The sequence below is a fragment of the Bradyrhizobium tropiciagri genome, assembly GCF_001189845.1.
Taxonomy (GTDB): Bacteria; Pseudomonadota; Alphaproteobacteria; order Rhizobiales; family Xanthobacteraceae; genus Bradyrhizobium; species Bradyrhizobium tropiciagri.
In genome coordinates, this window is record NZ_LFLZ01000068.1 from 14,710 (window position 1) to 33,036 (window position 18,327).

The window sequence follows — 18,327 nt, forward strand, 5'->3', positions numbered from 1 at the left end:
CTATAGCGCAGACTAGATCGGCACATCTCGTGTGCCCGCGAGCGGCTGCGGAAAGATGACATGGCCTCCAAGTGCCTGCCGGCGATGCTTGAGCAGCCAATGCTGAAGAAGCTCCTGCCGAGCGATCGCTTCTCAGTCGATGTCACGCTGATCGAGGCTAGGAACTCGATGAAAAGCGTCAAGCCGATGGACGGCTCCGCGGTCCGTCGGCGCCAGTTAGTGTGCGCAAATGCCGAAGCGGTCTTCCATGGCCAGAACGCTCCAACGACCTTCATGCCTCGACCACCGATCCCGATGCCAAGTGTACCGGAAATGGTAAAGCAAGGAGACGAAGCTGTGCGTCACCGGGTATGGCTGATGGAAAACGGCCATGGCGTACTGTTTGAGGTCTAGCTGATGCAGGCCGACGGCCAACCGAACGGGGGTGGCCGCGCTGCACATGATGGAGCCTCGTGACGAGCCGACAGGGATCACCCTTGGCGCCAAACAAACCCCGTGCCGCCGAAGACCTCGTCAACGAGCTGTGCGCTGACGCCGCATGTGGCGCAGAGTACCAGCGGCCGCAGCTTTACGATTGATGAGCTAACGAGCCGGCATGCCGTCAGCCAGCAAATCTGCAAGCGCGTCGAGGAGGCATCGGCTGGATCAAGACGGTCGCCGGGCACGGGAAGATCCTCTTTCCGTGCCGTGATTGGTGCTGATGGGCTTTTACCTTCGCTGTGGCCGCCTACAATCTGGTCCCTAAGCTGATCGCGGAGGCCGCCGATGGCCATGGTGACCGGCTTCGCCAAGACGCTTTTCGGCCATTTGTGCATTGCCGAAATGGACACTGGGACAGCGCCATCCTCCGATCTTGAGGCGTCGGCACGGGGCATGTAGGGCTTTCAGGAAGGTGTGAACATCTCAGGTAGCGCGACGCAATGGCGTTGCCCGCGGGTTGCTCACGGTTTGGCAACGCCGGGTCGCGGCGATGGCTGTCAAGGCGCCGAGCTTCGTATCCATCCGAATTAGTGGCGAGAGTGGCGGCGTAGCCGACGAGCGTATTTCGTCGACAGAGATCAGCCCGTCGCCGACTGCAGGGTGATCGAGATCGAGCTGAACGGGGCACACATCCGGATCGAGCCTGGTGTGGAACTGGCGACCCTTTCGACGGTTTCTGTCGGCGTTTCGGGGCATCCGGTGATTGCACTGAGATCCGACCTCAAAGTGGTGCTGGCGGAACAACCGGTCGACTTTCGCGAGTCAGTGCACACGCTGTCGGCCGTGGTGGGCGAAGCGCTGCGCGCGAACCCGTATTGCGGCGACGTCTTCGTGTTGCGCAGCAGCGCATGGATGAATTGAAGCTCCTAGCGTGGAATGGCAGCGGATGGTGCTGCTAACGAAGTCGTTGCACGAGGGGCAATTTACCTGGGCATTGATCCGCGACGGCGTAGTGCATCTGAGTGCGACGCAGCTTGCGATGCTGGTCGACGGGCTCGGATGGACGCGTGTCTCGTCCAAGCCTAAAGCAGCCGGCCGTTGTTGGGTAAGAGGAGAGGATTTCGCTGCAGCATGCAGGGCGCGCATGAATGGTCTGATCATGACGCCTTGTCCCGACCCTCTCCCGACCGATCCGGCGGTCTGACCGAGATGGTGCTCGCGCTCGACGCCGAGAACGAGAAGCTGCTCGTGACAATGCAGACACTCAGAGAGATGATCTTCGGGAAGCGTTCTGAGAGGCTTGCGGTGCTCGTTGACGAGCAACTTGTGCTCGGTCTGGATGATCTCGACATCGGTGTCACGCTGTCTGTAGCTGCCAACGACGACGAAGCTGCGGCGAAGTCGCTCGATAGGCGACGCAAGAGAGCGCGCCGCAACAACGGGCGCTGCCCAAGCACCTGTCGCGTTGTGAGCAGGTGCTGGAGCCGGAGCGACCGCGTGCCCCTCTTGCCAGAGCCTGCTTCACAAGAAAGGTCGAGGACGTCAGCGAGGTGCTGGACGTGATCCCGGCGATGCTGCTTTGCGGACGGTCCATCCCAGTACGCCTGCCGCAGCTGCACCGGTGGGTCCATGCGAAGGCTCCCATGCCTGATTTGGAGTGGTATGGCCTCGACGGCACTCGTGAGCCACATGGTGGTCTCGAAGTTCGCCTGGTATCTGCCGCTGTACCGGCAGGTGCAGATCCTGACCGGCCAGGCATCCAGCTCGACGGCGCGACGCTCGCCGGCTGGGTCAAGCGCGCCACCTGGTGGCTCAAGAGCCTCTACGAGCTCCAGCTACGAATGATCCAGGCAGCACCGCGCCTGTTCTGTGACGAGACCTCGATGCCGATGCTCGATCCCGGACGACATTTCTTGGCGCATGCCATGAATGACCGGCCATGGGGCGGGCCTTCGCCGCCGGCGGTTGCTTACTTGTTCGCCAAAGGCTGTGGCACGGAGGAGATCGCCGAACAATTGACGGGCTTTTCAGGCGTTCTACAAGTAGATGCTTATGCCGCCTACAAGGCGCTCCCCCGCCATCATGGCGGCGTGATCCAGCTCGCCATCTTTTTTCGCCCATGTCCGACGCCGTTCGCTCGCGAGGTGATCGAACGCCTGCAGGCAGTCTATGCCATCGAAGCGGAGATCCGTGGCAGCCGTGCGGAGCAATGGCTGGCCGCCCGCCGCACCCGAAGTGCACCGCTGATGGCGGCGCTCAAGATACGACTGACCGAGTTGGTCGGCCAACTCTTCTCCCAGTCGAAGCTGACAGAGGCGATAAACTATGCGCTCAATCTCTGGGACCGGTTGACGCTGTTTCTCCGCGACGGCCGCGTCGAAGTCGACAGCAACACAGTCGAGCGTTCCATGCGCCCGATTGCGATGGGGTAGACGGAACTCATTATTCAGCGGCAGCGAGAAGGCGCTGAGAGCTGCGCGATCCTGGCTTCGCTCGTGAACACGGCAAAGCTCTATGAGCTCGACCCACAAGTCTACCTGACAGACGTGCTGGGAGCGCACCGTGTCCATGCGAACCAGGAGCCATCAGCTGCACGAGCTGCTCGCTTGGAATGGGAAGGCGGTGCGCCATCGTACCGCACAGACTGCGGCATGAGTCCGCGTCGACACAAAGCAGCATGATCGACGACGTCAGCCGTGATGCCGCTCGCGGAACATGAGCGACGGCTCCAGCTCGCATCGATCGGCATCCTGTCGCCACCAGCATTCTCATGCTCGACGGCGATGCCGCCGCGATCGTAGCCGGGCCGGTGTCGATGAGCCCGCTCGACTGGGATCTGCCCGCTGCTCGCGATTGATGCCGACGCTTTCAACCATGGCAGCACGCCGGAGTTCGCTGCGATATCGGCCGTCGCGCTGCGCCACAACGACATCAGCAACACCCTTTCGACCGCGCCCGATCGGTTCGAGCCGATGCACCGGCCCGAAGTCGATGGCGATAGCGATCCGCGCCCGTGGTGCCAGGGCGTCTATGCCGCGATGCAGCTCAGACTGTCGGCGTGGGCGCAGTTGCTGGACGCGAACAACGTCAATACGACCTTTTGGTGCCTATCCTGCCATACAGTCGCGACGATCAGGACTGTCCGCTGCTCGGACCGCCGCGAGACCGAGGACTTTCTCCGTAGCGTCCACCTTGATATTCCAGCGGCGGTCGAGGCCTTGCGCCAATACTGGATGCCGATCCGCTACGCACGCTGATTACCGCGGACGTGGGAACTCATACCGGGTACCTTCGATCATATGAAAGATTCTAGTTTTAGAACCCGGCGCAGACATAGAAGCTCACATCTGTTCATAGACTCAGCACCCGATAGCCAATCGCTCACTCCCTGCGACGGATCGAATCTCCTTGTTGCGTACCGTACGAAAGCGACGCAACAATTCGCGCCGGGACAACTACCAATACTAGCAATTGATCAAAATGGCCGAACCATGTCACGCATTGCCGGGCTCGTCATATGTCACCTGCTAGGATTTCAGCATGCAACATCAACTACAAATGTGCTTCGCGACCCCGATCGATGCACTAGCTCGTCAAGTGCAGAAATGAGGGGCTGTAACCTGCGCTCTCATGCAGACGGTTGATGGCTCCTGGTGTGGCAGAGCAGGCGAACCGGCGCGTTCCTATCATGGACGTCGTTCCAGAGATGTAGGGACGATGACCAGATCAATCACCCGCAAGAATCTTTACCGTTAAACTAGGTGAGGCTTGACGGTAGCAAGAGCGCTTTGTGCGGAGCCCACCTCTAAACACTGGTTTCAGAGGATGTGTATCAAATGACTGTATCAGAAGGCACATTTGCCGAGGTTACTTCGAAACGTCGAGCAGCAAGGCGGTGATTTGTTCGAGAGGGGCGATCATCAGCCTGTACGCGATTTGCGAGGACAGTCCAATTCAACTGGAGGTACAGGATGCAGCGCAATGATGAAATGAAGCTCGGATTGTTCCTTGCCCAGGCGGGATATCACGAAGGTGCATGGCGCGATTCGAATGTGCCAGCGAATGGTGGAATTGATATCGACCATTACGCTCTTCTGGCAGCACTTGCGGAAGATGCGGCATTTCACTTCCTATTTCTCGCCGACAGCCCAAGCGTAGCAGAACAGGATAACGCAGCCATAGCTCGTGTGAGCAAGAACGATGGCTTTGAACCAATCACGCTGTTGTCGGCCCTTTCATCGAGAACACGAGAGATCGGCTTAGTCGCGACGGCGACTACGACCTATCATCAGCCGTATCATCTTGCCCGGATGCTCGCCTCACTCGATCACCTATCGCGGGGACGCGCGGCCTGGAACATTGTTACCTCGGGCTATAACTCAGAAGCCCCAAATTTTGGCGAAAAAGAACTTCCGGAACATGAGATGCGCTATGCTCGGGCGAGAGAATTCGTAGATGTTGTCAAGGGTCTTTGGGATACATGGGAAGACGACGCCTTCGTTCGTGACAAGCAAAGCGGTATTTTTGCTGACACCACGAAGCTGCATTTGCTCAACCACAAAGGGCACTATCTATCAGTCAGAGGCCCGCTGAACATAGCAAGACCGCCGCAAGGCTATCCCGTGTTGGTTCAGGCTGGTGCCTCTGATGCCGGTATACAGTTCGCTGCAGAGTTCGGGGAGGTGGTGTTCACAGCCGCGCCGTCTCTAGCAGATGGGAAACGATACTACGCAACGCTCAAGGAGAAGGCACGGGGTGGTGGACGGGAGGAGGATCAGGTGCTGGTCATGCCGGGACTTGTTCCGATCGTTGGCAGGACCAAGCAAGAAGCTTCTCAGAAACTGGAAAAGCTACAGTCGTATACGCATATTGACGTCTTGATTGCGACAGCCGATCGCTGGCTGGGGGCCGTCACCGACCTTCGTTCAACCAATCTCGAGTCATTAGTTCCCAAGGCTTTACCGCAGACGAATTTAATCCAGAGTCGCCAAAAGGTGCTGCTCGATATGGCCGTTCGTCATAAATTCACATGGAGGCAGCTGATCAGCTTGGTTTCAGCCAGCCGCGGCCATCTGATGGTCGTTGGAACGCCGGACGAAATTGCTGACACGATGGTGGATATGTTTGATCAACGTGCAGCTGACGGATTCAATGTGTTGCCGGCGACCGTTCCCGGCGGGTTCAAGGAATTCATTGAACTGGTCGTTCCAGAAATACGCCGACGAGGCAAATTCAGATCCCGATACTCGGGACGAACACTCAGAGAGAACCTGGGCCTCAAGCGGCCGCTCAATCGGTTCACACAGGCTGGTGCAAGCAGTAGTTAGTGACAGAGTACTCAAGCCATTTGAGAGCGATCCAGCTTTCGAGGTTGCGGGCCAGTCGAAAGCTCCATGGATGGTCCTGGGTTGAGGGCAGAAGGTCGCGCCGCGTACTAGCCGAACGGTTCGGGACCCCCGTCGCGAGCGGCCCTTTGTAAGAATGCCGCGAGAGCAGAACATGAAGGTGTAGCTAGCGCTCGCAGAAGAGGAGCTCCATGAGGGCAGATCACGTGCCGAACGGACGCGCGCACAGGCAAAACGCGCACACCAGCCTGCGCTGTCGACGGCAGCATGAGCAATCTCCTCTGCGAAATGAATGGCTCGAGCCGCGGTCTTCGCGACTAGGCATGGTCCTTGCCAAGAACTGCCCGATAACGGAAGGCGTACCCATTAAAATCAGCAATGTGACCCATTGTCCATCCGCACTTATGCGCTTCGCACTCGCTTGGAGCGAGCGGGACCGCATTAGCGATCGCACGAATTGGCACTAATCGACCACAAGTATGGTGGTATCGCGCCAATGGCATCAACTAGCGGGTATAGATCCACTCCGATCCAGCGTTTATCCGTTGGTGTCCCAGTTGAATGGCTCAGTCTAGTGAAGAAACGGAAAACGTTGGAGCACATACCATGAGCGAAAAAGCTTTTATTGACAATGTCATTCCGCGTACCGACGTTGTCAAACGTTCGGCCCGTATCGGTGCGGAAATCAGGAATGTCAAGCTGTCGGGCGATTTGCCGGACGATATCATCTCTGCAATTAACAGGCTGCTGCTTGAACACAAGGTCATCTTCTTCCGTGACCAGGGTCATCTTGGTGACGCCGAGCAAGAGCGTTTTGCCCTTCGATTCGGGCAGCTTGTGCCGCCACAGCGGGGCGCTGCCAAGGGAACCACGTCGATTCTCGAGATTGATTCCGCACGCGGAGGTCTTCGGGCCGACAATTGGCACATCGATCTGTCCTGCGTAGATGCCTACCCCAAGATTTCGGTGCTGCGAGGCGTTGTGATCCCACCAGTCGGCGGCGACACGGTGTGGGCAAACACCGCGGCCGCATATCTCGACCTACCATCGCCGCTGCAACGGCTTGCCGACGACATCTGGGCTGTTCACAGCAGTGCGTTCGACTTTGCCGTAACCGTCCGCCCCAGCGAGGCTGATAAGAAGGGTTACGACGAGTTCCTGACCAAGACGGGGTTCGAAGCCGAGCATCCTGTAGTACGTGTCCATCCCGAGACCGGCGAGCGCACTCTGGTGCTCGGCTCTTATGTCACGCGTTTTGTTGATATCCCTAAATATGACGGCCAGAGGTTGTTCGACCTTTTCGAGTCCCATATTACTGCGCCAGAGAATACCGTGCGGTGGAGCTGGAAGAGGGGGGATGTCATTATCTGGGACAATCGCGCCACGATGCATTATGCAGTCAAGGATTACGACGACCAACATCGCGTCGTTCGTCGCGCGACCATCGTCGGCGAGGTGCCCGTCAGCGTGGACGGGCGGTGCAGTGTAGCGCGTGCCAAGCTAACCAAGCAGCCGCCCACGAATGTAGGCTAGGGTGTTCGCAATTCCGTAGAGATCCGGCGGATGTAGACGCTGCTCTTATGCGCGCATTCGCTGCGGGTACTAATTGCAAGTCGGACTGGCACGCGCGGCGGAGCAATAGCCGTCGTCGTTGCGGCCAGTTTCGTCCACCAAGCCATAGCCTAGCGCTTGAGGAGGGCGTCTTCCGCTGGCTGAAAATCCGAGGGGCGCCGCAAAAACCAAGCGGATCGTGCCGATGGAGTGCCGCGCGGTCAACCCTCTCTATTAAGCGCAGAGCCCATGCCGGAGCGCGGAACTGCAATCGTTTGGGATGCAGATGTTCTGACCTCGGCGGCTTCCCAGATCGTCGAAGCACGCGGACTTCAAGGCCTGCCCCTGATGACCGCAACGCCCCACGAGAGTGTCTGGCGTTCGTTGGCCACGGCACAAGTGCGTGAAACTATGATGGTTGAAGAATGATCTTAAGGTGCTGATCTCGATCTGGCGGGCGTCAAAATCGGCAACATTTTTTTCTCGCGGTTCAACGAATCCAAAGGGACATCGATTCGGGCGCTAGCTATTCCTCCAGATTAATTCTAATGCACAGCACGTCGGGCTTAGTGGATCGAGTGCAGACATATTTGGCAAGAATCGACTAGGAAACGCCGCAAATCAACGGCCCGGACAGCGTCCAGCGGCTCGCTATCGTCCAGAATTCCTCCATACCGCAAGAGTCGTCGCGCCGATCCCGCAATGCAACTTCTGATAATAGATGCCACGACCGCAGGGGCTAGCCAGCGCCCGACCTCTTGAGTGTCATGACGGCACTTCCCGATGGATACGAGGTCACCCCTTTGCCACAGACGGATATCTGCCGGCAACCGGTTGACCTTGTAGCCGCTCGACATGATGTAAGCATCCGGTGAGGCCGGTGAGGCCCGGTGAGGACCGCGTAACGGTCACTCGGGCAGCCCGATTGGCTTGCTTGTTCTGGTCGCGTCAATTCCAGGGCAGGAGTTCGTCAAATCGTTGGACCGGATGTGCAGCGATGCGCGCCTGGACGTCGGCGAGCCAACCTTGTGGATCGAGGCCGTTAGCGACGACGACACGTTCGCTGCAGAGCAGTTGCCTCTATTCGGAAGTACGAAGAGAATACCGTGACCACGGCGCGGTTAGCGATCGAGTCACACGGACATCTAAGGCGGATAGCGCAGAAGGAGGGCATCGATTTCGATTGCGAGAACCGCGGAATCTTGCATTTCTGTCACAGTAGGGCGGAATTCGACGTTGCGGCCCAAGTTTCAGGACTGCTCGCCAAGGGCGGACTCGAGTGTCGCGCCGTGGCTCCGGAAGAGATGAGATCAATTGAACCCGCTCTTCAGGGTTCGTTCTTTCGTGGGTTCTATACCGAATCCGACTTTACTGCCGATATCCACAAATTCACGACCGGCTTAGCGCGTGCTTGCGAGCGTCTGAGCGCAAGATTGAAGTTTTCCGCCGAAGTGCTATCGATCGCGCTGGACAACGGCCAGGATGTACTTGTGGTTGGAGATCGACCGAACCGAACGGAGACTTAAGTACGCGTGTCGGCGACTTCGATCGCGTGGTCATTTGCGGCGGGGGCGGGTCTCGCCGTCTTGCCGCCAATCTCGGTGATCGCGTCAATGTCTATCCAGTCAGGGGATATTCTATCACCGTGCACCTACCCGAAAGTTCGGACCAAGAAGCGGCACCCCGGACAAGCCTGCTCGACGATCGTGCCAAAAATTGCCACCAGTCGGCTGGGCGCTACCCGCTTTCGAGTCGAAAGGACGGCCGAGTTCAACGGCGTCAACAAGGATATCCGGGCGGCGCGTGTTGAGCCATTGGTCAAATGGTGCCATGCGCACTTCCCCGGCATGAGCACCGGAACTGTTGTTCCATGGGCAGGTCTCAGACCTATGATGCCGAACATGCTGCCACGAGTCATAAGAGGTCGAGATCCGCGCGTGTTTTACAACACCGGCCATGGCCATCTTGGCTGGACCCTGTCAGCCGTAAGAGGTGATGCGATCGCAGCGTTGGTTACGGCTCGCCGGAATGCCAGCTAGGTAGGCATCCAGTCTCGGCATTTGCCGCAGCGGGTCGCAGGTGCACGAAAAGCGGACAGCAAGATGAGTAGCGACGTCGGATTCTGAAGCGAGCCATCTCAACAAGGCGCTGCCGTCATGGACCAGTTCCGGCGGCTCTCGCCGGGTTTGACCAAGCTTACAGCTTTGTGCGCCGCTCATGGACTGCAGAGACTTGTATATCGCAGCCTGCCGCTGGCGATTGGAAGTGCGGGATCGTCCAACCTGATAGCTCCTGTCTCTTTGGTTGTGCCAAGGATGAGGAATGATCCAGGACTTTCGGCGCGGCGTGAAGTCAGCGCGACATCGGGGGTCGTACCGCTATGGAAAAAGATTGGCGTCGCTCTCGCAACCTGAAACCGGAGAGACGAGGGCGACGATGAGGCGTATTGGGAGTGACCTGCTGGGGCTTCCAGAGTGGTCGTGGCACTTTGTCTTCCTGCGTCCTCTAGTCTGGTACAGCGACGGCTTCAGTCAGCAAAGTTCACCTCTGTTTCTTCGGCTTTGTCATGCATTCGCTGCGCTTAGGTTCAACTCGAACGGCTGCGGCGGGAGTCCGCGCAATGCGGGATTTACCTACTGACAATATCCAACAGGCAGTTCAGCAGGCGCTTGGTGTCGTGAACATGATCCGCCACGCACGCGAAAATTCGGCATTTAGGCGAAAGAACCTGCTCCATGGCCTGGCCGGAGAAAGCAGCCACGGAGGCGTCCAAACTCGCGGAGCATCGGGAAGAGTCGGCTGTATGCCGACTGCCAGCGAGCACTAAATCCGTCGAAGTTCGACTCAGATCGCAGGATTCAAGTGTTGACCCGGTGCTCGTTGCATCAATCCGAACTGGAATGCTTGCTAGCATAAAAGAATCGAGGCTACGTGCGATCCGAAGGTCTCTGCATGGTCATTTCACGCGATACAAACGCACGACCGGGGTTACGAAGGTTTGTGTCGAAAGGTGAGCGATACCAGAATCGTGGGACTTGTCAGGCACTCGAAAGGCAATCGGACTGGGCGCCGGGAGCCGCGCGCGATGGCGGGCAGATCGGGAGCCCGCTCGTCAGAATCGCCTGTCGATTCGTTGCGCTGATCGTTGCTGGGCTACGCTGTTTCACTTTGGATCAGCGCGGAAGATTAGACAAATTTCCCCTGTCTCGTCGTCTTCGCAACGACATCGGTGTCACCCAAGACCATATTGAGTCGGTGGCGGATCGAATGGACAAAATGAGAAGAAGGAATGGAGCATGGTTTTAGTCGTTGCTTCGACTGTGGCTGCGGCTTTTGCAAATTGTGAAGCTGGGTATGGCCGGTCGGATGTTTGAATAGCGTAGGCCGAATCTTGCCTTTGGGTCGATGCGCCGCATTAGCTCCGAAAGGTTCCGGTGGACCTGCAAGCCAGTAGGATCGTGGTACCGGTGCGCTCAAGCGCGAACGCCGGCTGACATTTTGACTAAAACCTCGAAGGTAAGGACAACCACTTGGTCCGCTGGAGGTCAGAAAGCTCTTTGCGCACGGATAGCCCCCGCATCGACAGTGAGCAAGGGTGACCAGCCACAGGTAGTCCGCGGCCTTTGTCCGCATGTTTGCCTCCTTTGGCCGCAACCGAAGGGTCGCGAGGCGGCCGCGTTCCGGCCGGAGCTTGGAATCTAGACGGCTGCTACCGCCGTCTTGCGCCGCACCTCTTGGACACACCATGATCGAGGCGCAAAGGGCGACGCCGAGTTGGCTTCTTAGAGGACCTTTCCGCGGTTCATGATACCGAGCAGGTCGAGTACCGGCCTTGACCTGCCGCATCGGCTCGATCGCGGTCTTGTCCTTTCTCAATCCAAACGCAGTTTGAAGACGCGGTAACGCAACCTGTGCGTCTCGGCGAGATCATCAAGAAGCTGGTTGTAGTGGTCCGGGCCGATTGGCATCATTTTCGCCTCTGTAATTTTCTGCAGCCAAGCAGAGAAGTCGAGGCGACCGCATCCTGTACAGTTGCACAGGTGCATATCAGTAGCCGTCGGCTATCTTCGAGATTTCGATTCAGCCGTCAACACGACGGCATGCGTACGCCGAGCTCGATCGGGCATTGTTCAACCGTTCGCTCCGAAATGCCGAGAATGATCCCGATCTCACTCGCAAGTTTACCGCGTGAGGGCCATTCCAGACATTCGAACTCGCGAGGGGGCAGTACAACTTCCACCGACGAAGCGGTCGGACGTCCGGAAGCATCTTGCATGTGCATGGAAGGATGCTGCAATCAAGCGCAGGTGCCGTGCGTGCTTGATTATCGCAGGGATTGGAAGGGTAAATCCAGAACGAATGCCGAAGCGAGCGGCTTCTTCAAATAGCTCCCACTCGGGTTCCGATTGATCCCGCGTTCCGAATTCAAGCCCCATCGAAACGGTTGTTCTTGGCGCATCGCTCGACGCACCACTGGATCGGCGGATTCGTAGTTCCGTCGAAAGCAAAAAAGCTGTCCAGGAAGAGGATACGTCGAAATCAGAGTCGGATAGTTCCCAGTGTATCAGGTAGGCCAGATACGTGAAGCAAGACAAATCCAGTTGGCGGGCAGATCCGCTAAACTCTGTCGAGCGGCAGGTTGATATGTGCTTTCCGTGAGCAGCGCGGCGAACTCTTAAAATCGCGGAGGATCGTTGACAAACAGATGACCTCCGTGTCGCTCTCTTGCTGCAAAGGGCGGTTCTTAAAAGCCTCGTGCCCAAAGTTTCGCGGCGACAGCGGCGAAAGTGCGAATGATTGTCGCAGGTCATATCGACGCGGACTGGCCAGTCGGACGACGTTCTTCAGATCGGCTTGAGCAGTGGCCAAGCGCTGTGACAAGCGCTTTGTTCCAGCGTGCTTTTGACGTCTGACGCGATGAGAACGCCCCGACGGTCAGAGCAGCTCTTCGCGGCGAGAATAGCTCATCGACGGTGTTACCGGCGTGGATATGGAATTCCGCGCGGGGCTGGAAAATCGCTGGATTTTTGCACGGCTTGGTCGTTTCGGTTTCAGGTTCGCACAGTGCTTCCGACTAAAAGAGGTCGCCCCAGCAAGGAGATTGCAGATGAAGGTGGGTGTTCCCAAGGAAATCAAAAACCCACGAATACCGCGTGGGCCGGACACCCGCGGCCATCCGAGAATATGTGGCTGCCGGTCACAGTGTGCTGGTCGAGTCCAATGCGGGTGTGGGCATTGGCGCCCCGGATGACGCGAATCGCAAGGCGGGTGCAACCATTGCGGCGTCCGCACGCGAGGTGTTCGGATCGAGCGAGATGATCGTAAAGCTCAAGGAGTCCCAACCGTCAGAGCGGATACAGCTGAGAGAGAACCAGATTCTCTTCACATATCTGCATCTTTCGCCAGATCCGAAACAGGCGAAGGGCTAATGAACTCTGGCTGCACTGCGATTACCTACGAAACGGTAACTGATCCGCATGGGGGACTTCCTCTTCTTGCGCCGATGAGCGAGGTTGCGGGCAGGCTTGCGATCGAAGCCGCTGGTGCGGCCCTCAGGCGGCATGCTGGAGGGCGAGGGCTGTTGATCGGTGGCGTGCCCCGGCGTCCCGCCCGCCCGCGTCGCAGTGATCGGTGGCGGCGTAGTCGGTACGCATGCCGCGCGCATGGCGGCTGGTTTGCGTGCCGAGGTCGCGGTTCTCGAAGGTTCGATCTCTCGAATTCGTGAGCTGGATGAACTGTTCGAAGGGCGCATCCGTACCAGATTTTCAACGATGGATGCCCTCGAGGAGGGAGTGTTCGCTGCTGACACCGTCATCGGTGGCGTGCTTGTCCCCGGCGCGAGCGCGCCGAGACTGGTCAGCCGCAACATGTTGGGCTCGATGCGCAAGGGATCAGTGATCGTAGACGTCGCGATCGATCAGGGCGGATGTTTCGAGACGTCGCGTCCTACGACCCATGCCGATCCGACCTATGAGATCGATGGAGTCATTCATTACTGCGTCGCCAACATGCCCGGGGCTGTTCCGCTCGCGTCCAGCCAGGCGTGAAAAACGCAACATTGCCGTTTGGCCTAGCCCTCGCGAACAAGGGCTTTGCAGTCGTCCTCGAAAGCGCGCATCTGCGCGCAGGCCTTAATATCTATCGGGGCCGGCTGACCTATAGCGCCGTAGCCGAGAGTCTCGGCTTGCCTTTCTCACCGATCGAGCAGGCTGCGGCCTGATCCCAGAAGTCTCCACGGGGACGTTTCCTCGCTGACTTGGAAGGGTGACTCTTCGGAGTGGCCCATTTTTTCGGCGATGAGTCTGCAAGACCGCGACATGCTCTCCGCGCACACGAAACGATCCGTACGGGGAGTCCCACCAGAACTGACGGTGCTTAGTCTACAATTCGCAATCGTCGATGTCGTGAAACCAACCAGCACTGGGGTCGAGATTTGTACTTTTCCGAACTGGGCTGTGAAAGCGCGCGCATTGCCTCATGCCTGAAAGTACTTGATTTCTGCCACGGGGGTCTGTCGCGCGACAGGTTACGTGAGTGGTATATCTGAAATACAAACGCTACGCATTCGTCCCGCTAGCCGATTCAAGGCAGGTCCTCCTCACCTCAAGTACCGGCAGCTGCACGAAGGGAAAGTGTAGGGGCGCCTTGATAGGCGATCTAGCACGGATCGCACGACCGCCGAGTGATTGTAGCTGTTCAATCCCCTGGCGGCGGCTCAATCGGAATAGCAAAGCTTGCTTTTACGCGGTCTACCACGACAACTGTCTTGAACGCCTTGATGTGGGGATTTTCGTAGAAGAATCGCCTAGTGAACTGCTCAAAATCTTCCATGCTGCGCGCTGTAACGTACAGGACGAAATCGGCATCGCCGGTAACATAAAAGCCATTCGTGACCTCAGCTGACGATTTGATGGCCTGTTTAAACTTGTCAATGATATCCGCTCGCTCCCGCTCCAAGCTCACCAGTACGAGCAATTGAATCGATCGCCCTACAGCCTTCGGCGAAACAATCGAAACATCCGCCTCTATGATGCCTTCAGAGCGAAGCCTCTTCAGCCGTCGTTGGCATGCGGTGGCCGAAAGCCCCGCCATTTCGCCGATCACTTCGGAAGTTAGACGGTTGTTCTTTTGCACGATCTCGAGGATGCGAGCGTCTGTTCGATCGTAGTGCATAATCGGCTCCAGGCTTTGAGGTGAATCGCGGCGCCCAATGCCTGCACGTTGCAGGAAATCATCTGAACGACAGTTTGATACGACGCAAATGTTTCGGATTACATGAGTATCCTCAATGCGTAGGCATTTGCAACAAAGGGTGCGTTCGACCTTCAGGTGGTCCTCCAAGATTGTCCGTCGCTGCAACATCAGGATTGGTGAAGTAGGCGCGCGTCGTCTCTAGCTAGCGCTCGAGTTCGTCGACGATCCCGGTGGAAGGCGTTCCAATCTATCGGTGAGGCGTCGTTTTTTGGCCGTTCGGCGAGCCCGCGCGGCGGGACTCGTAGCAGCGAGAGTTGCGTGATGATGCCTCGCTTTCCGCTTCGCCGCTTGACCCTCTGATTCACATCGATGAAGCGGTTTCGATGGCCCGCAGCACCGCTTCGAGTATTACGTTTGAGGTCTTCGCGCGGAGTGAACAATTCAAAGAGAGATGTCAGGAGCGATGGTAGCTGGAATGCGAGGACCTCTAGGCACTTGGCCTGAATGGAATTCAAGCGGTGCTTTAAACATCGGTAATGTGTAGGGCCAATAGTGGAAAGGCGATCGACGTATGTCCGGCAGCGCAAACTACAGACTCTTTATCGATGGAGCATGGCGGTCGGGTGGTGACGGCACTCAGGCCCTTATCAATCCCGCCACTGCGCAGGAGTTCGGCCGTGTTGCGGTTGCATCTGCCGCGGACCTCGACGATGCGTTAAAATCTGCGCAGGGCAGTCTGCAGAGATGGCGCGGCACACCGGCGAGCGAACGAGGAGCGCTCCTCGTGCGCGCCGCTCGAATTTTAAGGGGAAAAGTCGAAGCGGCAGCAGTCGCGCTTTCCAAAGACCAGGGCAAGACCTTGGCGGAAGCGAAGGGGGAGTACGCGCGCGGGATCGAAACGCTTGAGTGGAATGGCCTTCAGGCGGAGCAATTGTCGGCTCCAGTCCGCATAGATCAGCATCGAATGATCGCGCCCGAAGCGATTGGGGTGGTGGCCGCATTCACGCCCTGGAACTATCCCGCCGTGCTTAGCGCCCGGAAGCTTGCGCCAGCTATTGCTGCCGGTTGCCCCGTCATCCTGAAGGCGGCTGAGGAGACTCCGAGCGCGGGTGTGTACATTGTGGAAGCCTTGGACGAAGCGGGGATTCCGCCCGGTGTCGTGAGCCTGGTTTTCGGAAACCCTTCAATGATCTCCGAGCACATTTTGGGTTCACCTGCTGTCCGGGTTCTGTCCTTCACCGGATCGACGCCGGTTGGCAAGCAGCTTGCGAAGATTGCCGCAAGCAATCTGCAGCGGTGCGTTCTCGAACTCGGTGGTCACTCTCCCGTAGTCGTTTTCGAAGACGCGGACGTGCCGAAGGCCGTTTCTGCGATTTCAGAGTACAAGTTCAGGTTTGCGGGGCAAAGCTGCAATGCGCCGAGCCGCATTCTCGTGGCGCGCTCGATTTATCCGGATTTCCTGGCCAGGCTTGTTCAGATGGCAAAAGGTATCAGGGTCGGGGCGCCCGATGACCCGGAGACGACCATGGGTCCGATGGCAAATGTGAGACGCATTGAAGCCATGCAACGCCTCACGAAGGATGCCGTCGCCCGCGGAGCGAAGGTCGAAACAGGCGGAAAGCGCCTCGACCGACCGGGGTTCTACTGGGCGCCTACAATCTTGACCAACGTTCACCCCGAATCGCGGGTGCTCCACGAAGAGCCTTTCGGACCTATCCTGACTGTCGCACCGTTCGCGACGATTGAAGAGGCAATCGAGGAGGCCAACGCGACTGAATACGGATTGGCGTCCTACATCTTCAGCGAGTCGCGTGAAATTCAGCGGAGAATGGTTCAGGACTTGTCGACCGGCGCGGTCAGCGTGAATTTTCTCAGGGGTGTTTCAGCGGATGCCCCGGTCGGCGGCATTAAAGAGAGCGGCTATGGCTACGAGGGCGGTGTGGAGGGGCTGAGGGCCTTTCAAAACCTAAAGCTCGTCAACTCAGCGGGTGTTCCGCCGATTGCGTAGACGCGTCATTTTCCAGGTCGGACAATGGGCCGTTGGGCGCAGCGCTCCTGCCTGGAAGGAGGCAGAAGCATAGCCGATTGAGGACAAATATCCGGGGCCATTTCAAGTGGAGATGGCCTCGAAATGCGTGAACGGGCCTGATTGTTGGAAGCGACAACGAAACAATGGCGGCTTCCCCAAGGCGACAACTTCGATCACGGCCAAGCGAAGATCTCAGCGGTCCGTTTTCGCGATTGCCTTCTCGAACGTGACTTTCTTAGTGGCGACGACGACGCGGCGAAATGGTCGCAAGCTGCTGCTGACGATTTCCTGCGTTGAACTTGCCATCTTCCATAAGAAGGCCTTCGTATCCTCTCAACTGTATGCAGAATTTCGGAAGCATCAGGCCTCACATTGCGGAAATTCGGCTCGTGTGGGTGGTAAGGTCGATTATCACGCCGTCGATCGAGAGTGTTGACGTCCGCCGCGCAGACGGGTCACGATATTGGTAACGGTGATACAATGTGCCAGCCATCGCGGCGGCTGACTGACTTGCCCATGCACGTCGGCGGCCCGTCACGCATTGGCAATGGAGGAGGGTAGAGGTGAGCGCAGTGAACTTCGATATCGCGCAGCAAGCTGCTGCTGCGACGTTTTCGGATAGTTATTCGGAAGCCAGACAGAAATTCTTGGCAGCCGCACCCAAGTCGAGGTCGTATCCTTGTAGTGCAAAGGGGCCTTCAGGCGAGCCGCTGTTTACGGATGCGATATATTTTGGCAACTCGGACGCCAAGAAGCTGCTTGTTCTCATTTCTGGTACGCACGGTCCGGAGGGTTACTGCGGGTCTGCAGCACAGCTTGCGTTTCTTCAGGCCAGATTTCACGAGGAGCTACCGCATTCGACCGCGGTTCTCATCGTGCACGCTTTGAACTGCTACGGCTTTGCCTGGGATCGTAGGGCCACCGCAGAAGGGTGTGACCTCAATCGAAACTTCGTCGACTTCTCAAAGCCGCTACCCGCAAATCCAGAATATGAGGAGTTGGCGGACGATCTGGTCCCTGCCGACAGGTCGGGGGAGGGGGCGCGCAGCGCAGAGGCCGTAATTGCGGCTTACCGTGCAAAGCACGGTGAGCTTGCTTACCGATCGGCGAGATCTCGTGGTCAATATACCAGGCCGGGCGGGCTGTTTTACGGTGGGACTGGGCCGACCGAAGCCAGGCGGACTCTCGAAAAGGTTGTTGAAGACTTTAATGTCGCGGCGCGCGGTCAAGTTGTCATCATCGACTACCACACTGGGCTGGGCCCGTACGGCTATGGAGAGCTGCAATGCGAGCAGCCCTCTGGATTGAAGGGGCACGAACGAGCGACGAAAATTTTTGGTCCCTCGGTGACCTCGCCGGATCTTGGGACCTCCTCGTCTGTTTCTCTGCACGGTACACAAGACGAGTATTGGGAGCGTCTGCTGGGAGACCGGCACACTTACATCGCTCTCGAGTACGGAACGTACACCAATCTGAACATACTGAGAGATGAGCACTGGCTCTTTAAGCACCGCCCGGAGGTGGTCGATTCCGAGCTTGGACGCCAGATTCGGGGCGCCACCAAGCGCCATTTCTATCCGCAAAATGCGGATTGGAAGGAGATGGTCGTTTGGAGAGCCCACTTGGTGCATCGACAGGCGGTCGACTGGCTGCGATCTGCGGTCTAGCTCATCACTCGATATCTGGTGATCTCTCACTTCAACGTGGGTGGTGTGTAGGGCCCGATCCGTTCGCGGTTGTTCTCCGACGAATCGCGCCGACCGTGCTTCGGATGGAGCGTGGGAAGTG

15 protein-coding genes and 3 pseudogenes are annotated in these 18,327 nt (G+C 57.9%); 14 read left to right on the top strand and 4 right to left on the bottom strand.

The features are described 5' to 3' along the window. Nucleotides 1-36: 36 nt before the first annotated feature. From AKN84_RS49515 to AKN84_RS35400, 8 genes and pseudogenes are all read left to right on the top strand, one after another. Nucleotides 37-764: pseudogene (locus AKN84_RS49515) on the top strand (transposase); the annotation flags it as partial. 316 nt (nt 765-1,080) lie between these two features. Continuing rightward, nucleotides 1,081-1,341 (top strand): IS66 family insertion sequence element accessory protein TnpB, encoded by a 261-nt coding sequence (gene tnpB, locus AKN84_RS50115; RefSeq protein WP_128971447.1) that lies wholly within the window; start codon nt 1,081-1,083, stop codon nt 1,339-1,341. Nucleotides 1,342-1,366: 25 nt separating this feature from the next. Continuing rightward, nucleotides 1,367-1,624, top strand: a complete 258-nt coding sequence (gene tnpB / locus AKN84_RS50825) for an IS66 family insertion sequence element accessory protein TnpB (protein WP_430649956.1) — start codon at nt 1,367-1,369, stop codon at nt 1,622-1,624. Between the two features lie 5 nt (nt 1,625-1,629). Beyond that, nucleotides 1,630-1,983 carry an IS66 family transposase gene (locus AKN84_RS49525; RefSeq protein ID WP_244485671.1) on the top strand — a complete coding sequence of 118 codons (354 nt, stop codon included), beginning with the start codon at nt 1,630-1,632 and terminating at the stop codon, nt 1,981-1,983. Next, a complete protein-coding gene (locus AKN84_RS49530) occupies nt 1,971-2,852 on the top strand; it encodes an IS66 family transposase (RefSeq protein ID WP_244485672.1) in 882 nt (293 codons plus the stop codon). The genes AKN84_RS49525 and AKN84_RS49530 overlap by 13 nt, the downstream gene beginning before the upstream one ends. Nucleotides 2,853-3,350: 498 nt before the next feature. Next, nucleotides 3,351-3,677: a UPF0149 family protein gene (locus AKN84_RS46445; RefSeq protein ID WP_347337381.1), complete on the top strand. Its 327-nt coding sequence runs from the start codon at nt 3,351-3,353 to the stop codon at nt 3,675-3,677. A gap of 714 nt (nt 3,678-4,391) precedes the next feature. Continuing rightward, the gene (locus AKN84_RS35395; protein WP_050425076.1) at nt 4,392-5,747 is read left to right on the top strand and encodes an LLM class flavin-dependent oxidoreductase; all 1,356 of its coding nucleotides are present in this window, start codon (nt 4,392-4,394) and stop codon (nt 5,745-5,747) included. 624 nt (nt 5,748-6,371) lie between these two features. Then, nucleotides 6,372-7,298 (top strand): TauD/TfdA dioxygenase family protein, encoded by a 927-nt coding sequence (locus AKN84_RS35400; protein WP_050425089.1) that lies wholly within the window; start codon nt 6,372-6,374, stop codon nt 7,296-7,298. A gap of 966 nt (nt 7,299-8,264) precedes the next feature. Here AKN84_RS35400 and AKN84_RS46455 read toward each other — a convergent pair. Beyond that, a pseudogene (locus AKN84_RS46455) lies at nt 8,265-8,360 on the bottom strand (transposase domain-containing protein); the annotation flags it as partial. A 38-nt stretch (nt 8,361-8,398) separates the two neighbouring features. Here AKN84_RS46455 and AKN84_RS48595 point away from each other — a divergent pair. Genes AKN84_RS48595 through AKN84_RS50835 form a run of 3 tightly spaced genes read left to right on the top strand, consistent with a single transcriptional unit; the run spans nt 8,399 to nt 9,355 of the window. Beyond that, nucleotides 8,399-8,842, top strand: a complete 444-nt coding sequence (locus AKN84_RS48595) for an FAD-dependent oxidoreductase (RefSeq protein WP_283805560.1) — start codon at nt 8,399-8,401, stop codon at nt 8,840-8,842. After that, the gene (locus AKN84_RS50830; RefSeq protein ID WP_430649957.1) at nt 8,728-9,126 is read left to right on the top strand and encodes an FAD-dependent oxidoreductase; all 399 of its coding nucleotides are present in this window, start codon (nt 8,728-8,730) and stop codon (nt 9,124-9,126) included. The genes AKN84_RS48595 and AKN84_RS50830 overlap by 115 nt, the downstream gene beginning before the upstream one ends. Continuing rightward, complete coding sequence (locus tag AKN84_RS50835; RefSeq protein ID WP_430649958.1) at nt 9,023-9,355, top strand: FAD-dependent oxidoreductase; 333 nt, start codon at nt 9,023-9,025, stop codon at nt 9,353-9,355. Before AKN84_RS50830 ends, AKN84_RS50835 begins: the two co-directional genes overlap by 104 nt. Before the next feature lie 2,048 nt (nt 9,356-11,403). Here the strand turns inward: AKN84_RS50835 and AKN84_RS50120 are convergent. Further along, nucleotides 11,404-11,598, bottom strand: coding sequence for a LuxR C-terminal-related transcriptional regulator (locus AKN84_RS50120; RefSeq protein ID WP_193399706.1), 195 nt, complete (start codon nt 11,596-11,598; stop codon nt 11,404-11,406). A gap of 42 nt (nt 11,599-11,640) precedes the next feature. Beyond that, nucleotides 11,641-11,859, bottom strand: coding sequence for an autoinducer binding domain-containing protein (locus AKN84_RS50840; protein WP_193399707.1), 219 nt, complete (start codon nt 11,857-11,859; stop codon nt 11,641-11,643). A gap of 564 nt (nt 11,860-12,423) precedes the next feature. Here AKN84_RS50840 and ald point away from each other — a divergent pair. Then, nucleotides 12,424-13,536 (top strand): annotated as a pseudogene (gene ald / locus AKN84_RS35415) (alanine dehydrogenase). A gap of 476 nt (nt 13,537-14,012) precedes the next feature. On the opposite strand, the gene AKN84_RS35420 reads toward ald, so the two are convergent. After that, nucleotides 14,013-14,489, bottom strand: a complete 477-nt coding sequence (locus tag AKN84_RS35420) for an Lrp/AsnC family transcriptional regulator (protein WP_050425079.1) — start codon at nt 14,487-14,489, stop codon at nt 14,013-14,015. Nucleotides 14,490-15,081: 592 nt separating this feature from the next. On the opposite strand from AKN84_RS35420, the gene AKN84_RS35425 reads away from it, so the two are divergent. Both AKN84_RS35425 and AKN84_RS35430 read left to right on the top strand, forming a co-directional pair. Then, complete coding sequence (locus tag AKN84_RS35425; protein ID WP_050425080.1) at nt 15,082-16,518, top strand: aldehyde dehydrogenase family protein; 1,437 nt, start codon at nt 15,082-15,084, stop codon at nt 16,516-16,518. 584 nt (nt 16,519-17,102) lie between these two features. Continuing rightward, nucleotides 17,103-18,206, top strand: a complete 1,104-nt coding sequence (locus AKN84_RS35430) for a M14 family metallopeptidase (RefSeq protein ID WP_244485674.1) — start codon at nt 17,103-17,105, stop codon at nt 18,204-18,206. Nucleotides 18,207-18,327 lie beyond the last annotated feature (121 nt).

Coding starts and splice junctions, on each gene's coding strand:
- tnpB (WP_430649956.1), top strand. CDS start 1,367: ATGGTGCTGCTAACGAAGTCGTTGCACGAGGGGCAATTTACCTGGGCA.
- AKN84_RS49525 (WP_244485671.1), top strand. CDS start 1,630: ATGGTGCTCGCGCTCGACGCCGAGAACGAGAAGCTGCTCGTGACAATG.
- AKN84_RS35395 (WP_050425076.1), top strand. CDS start 4,392: ATGCAGCGCAATGATGAAATGAAGCTCGGATTGTTCCTTGCCCAGGCG.
- AKN84_RS35400 (WP_050425089.1), top strand. CDS start 6,372: ATGAGCGAAAAAGCTTTTATTGACAATGTCATTCCGCGTACCGACGTT.
- AKN84_RS50120 (WP_193399706.1), bottom strand. CDS start 11,598: ATGCACATGCAAGATGCTTCCGGACGTCCGACCGCTTCGTCGGTGGAA.
- AKN84_RS35420 (WP_050425079.1), bottom strand. CDS start 14,489: ATGCACTACGATCGAACAGACGCTCGCATCCTCGAGATCGTGCAAAAG.
- AKN84_RS35425 (WP_050425080.1), top strand. CDS start 15,082: ATGTCCGGCAGCGCAAACTACAGACTCTTTATCGATGGAGCATGGCGG.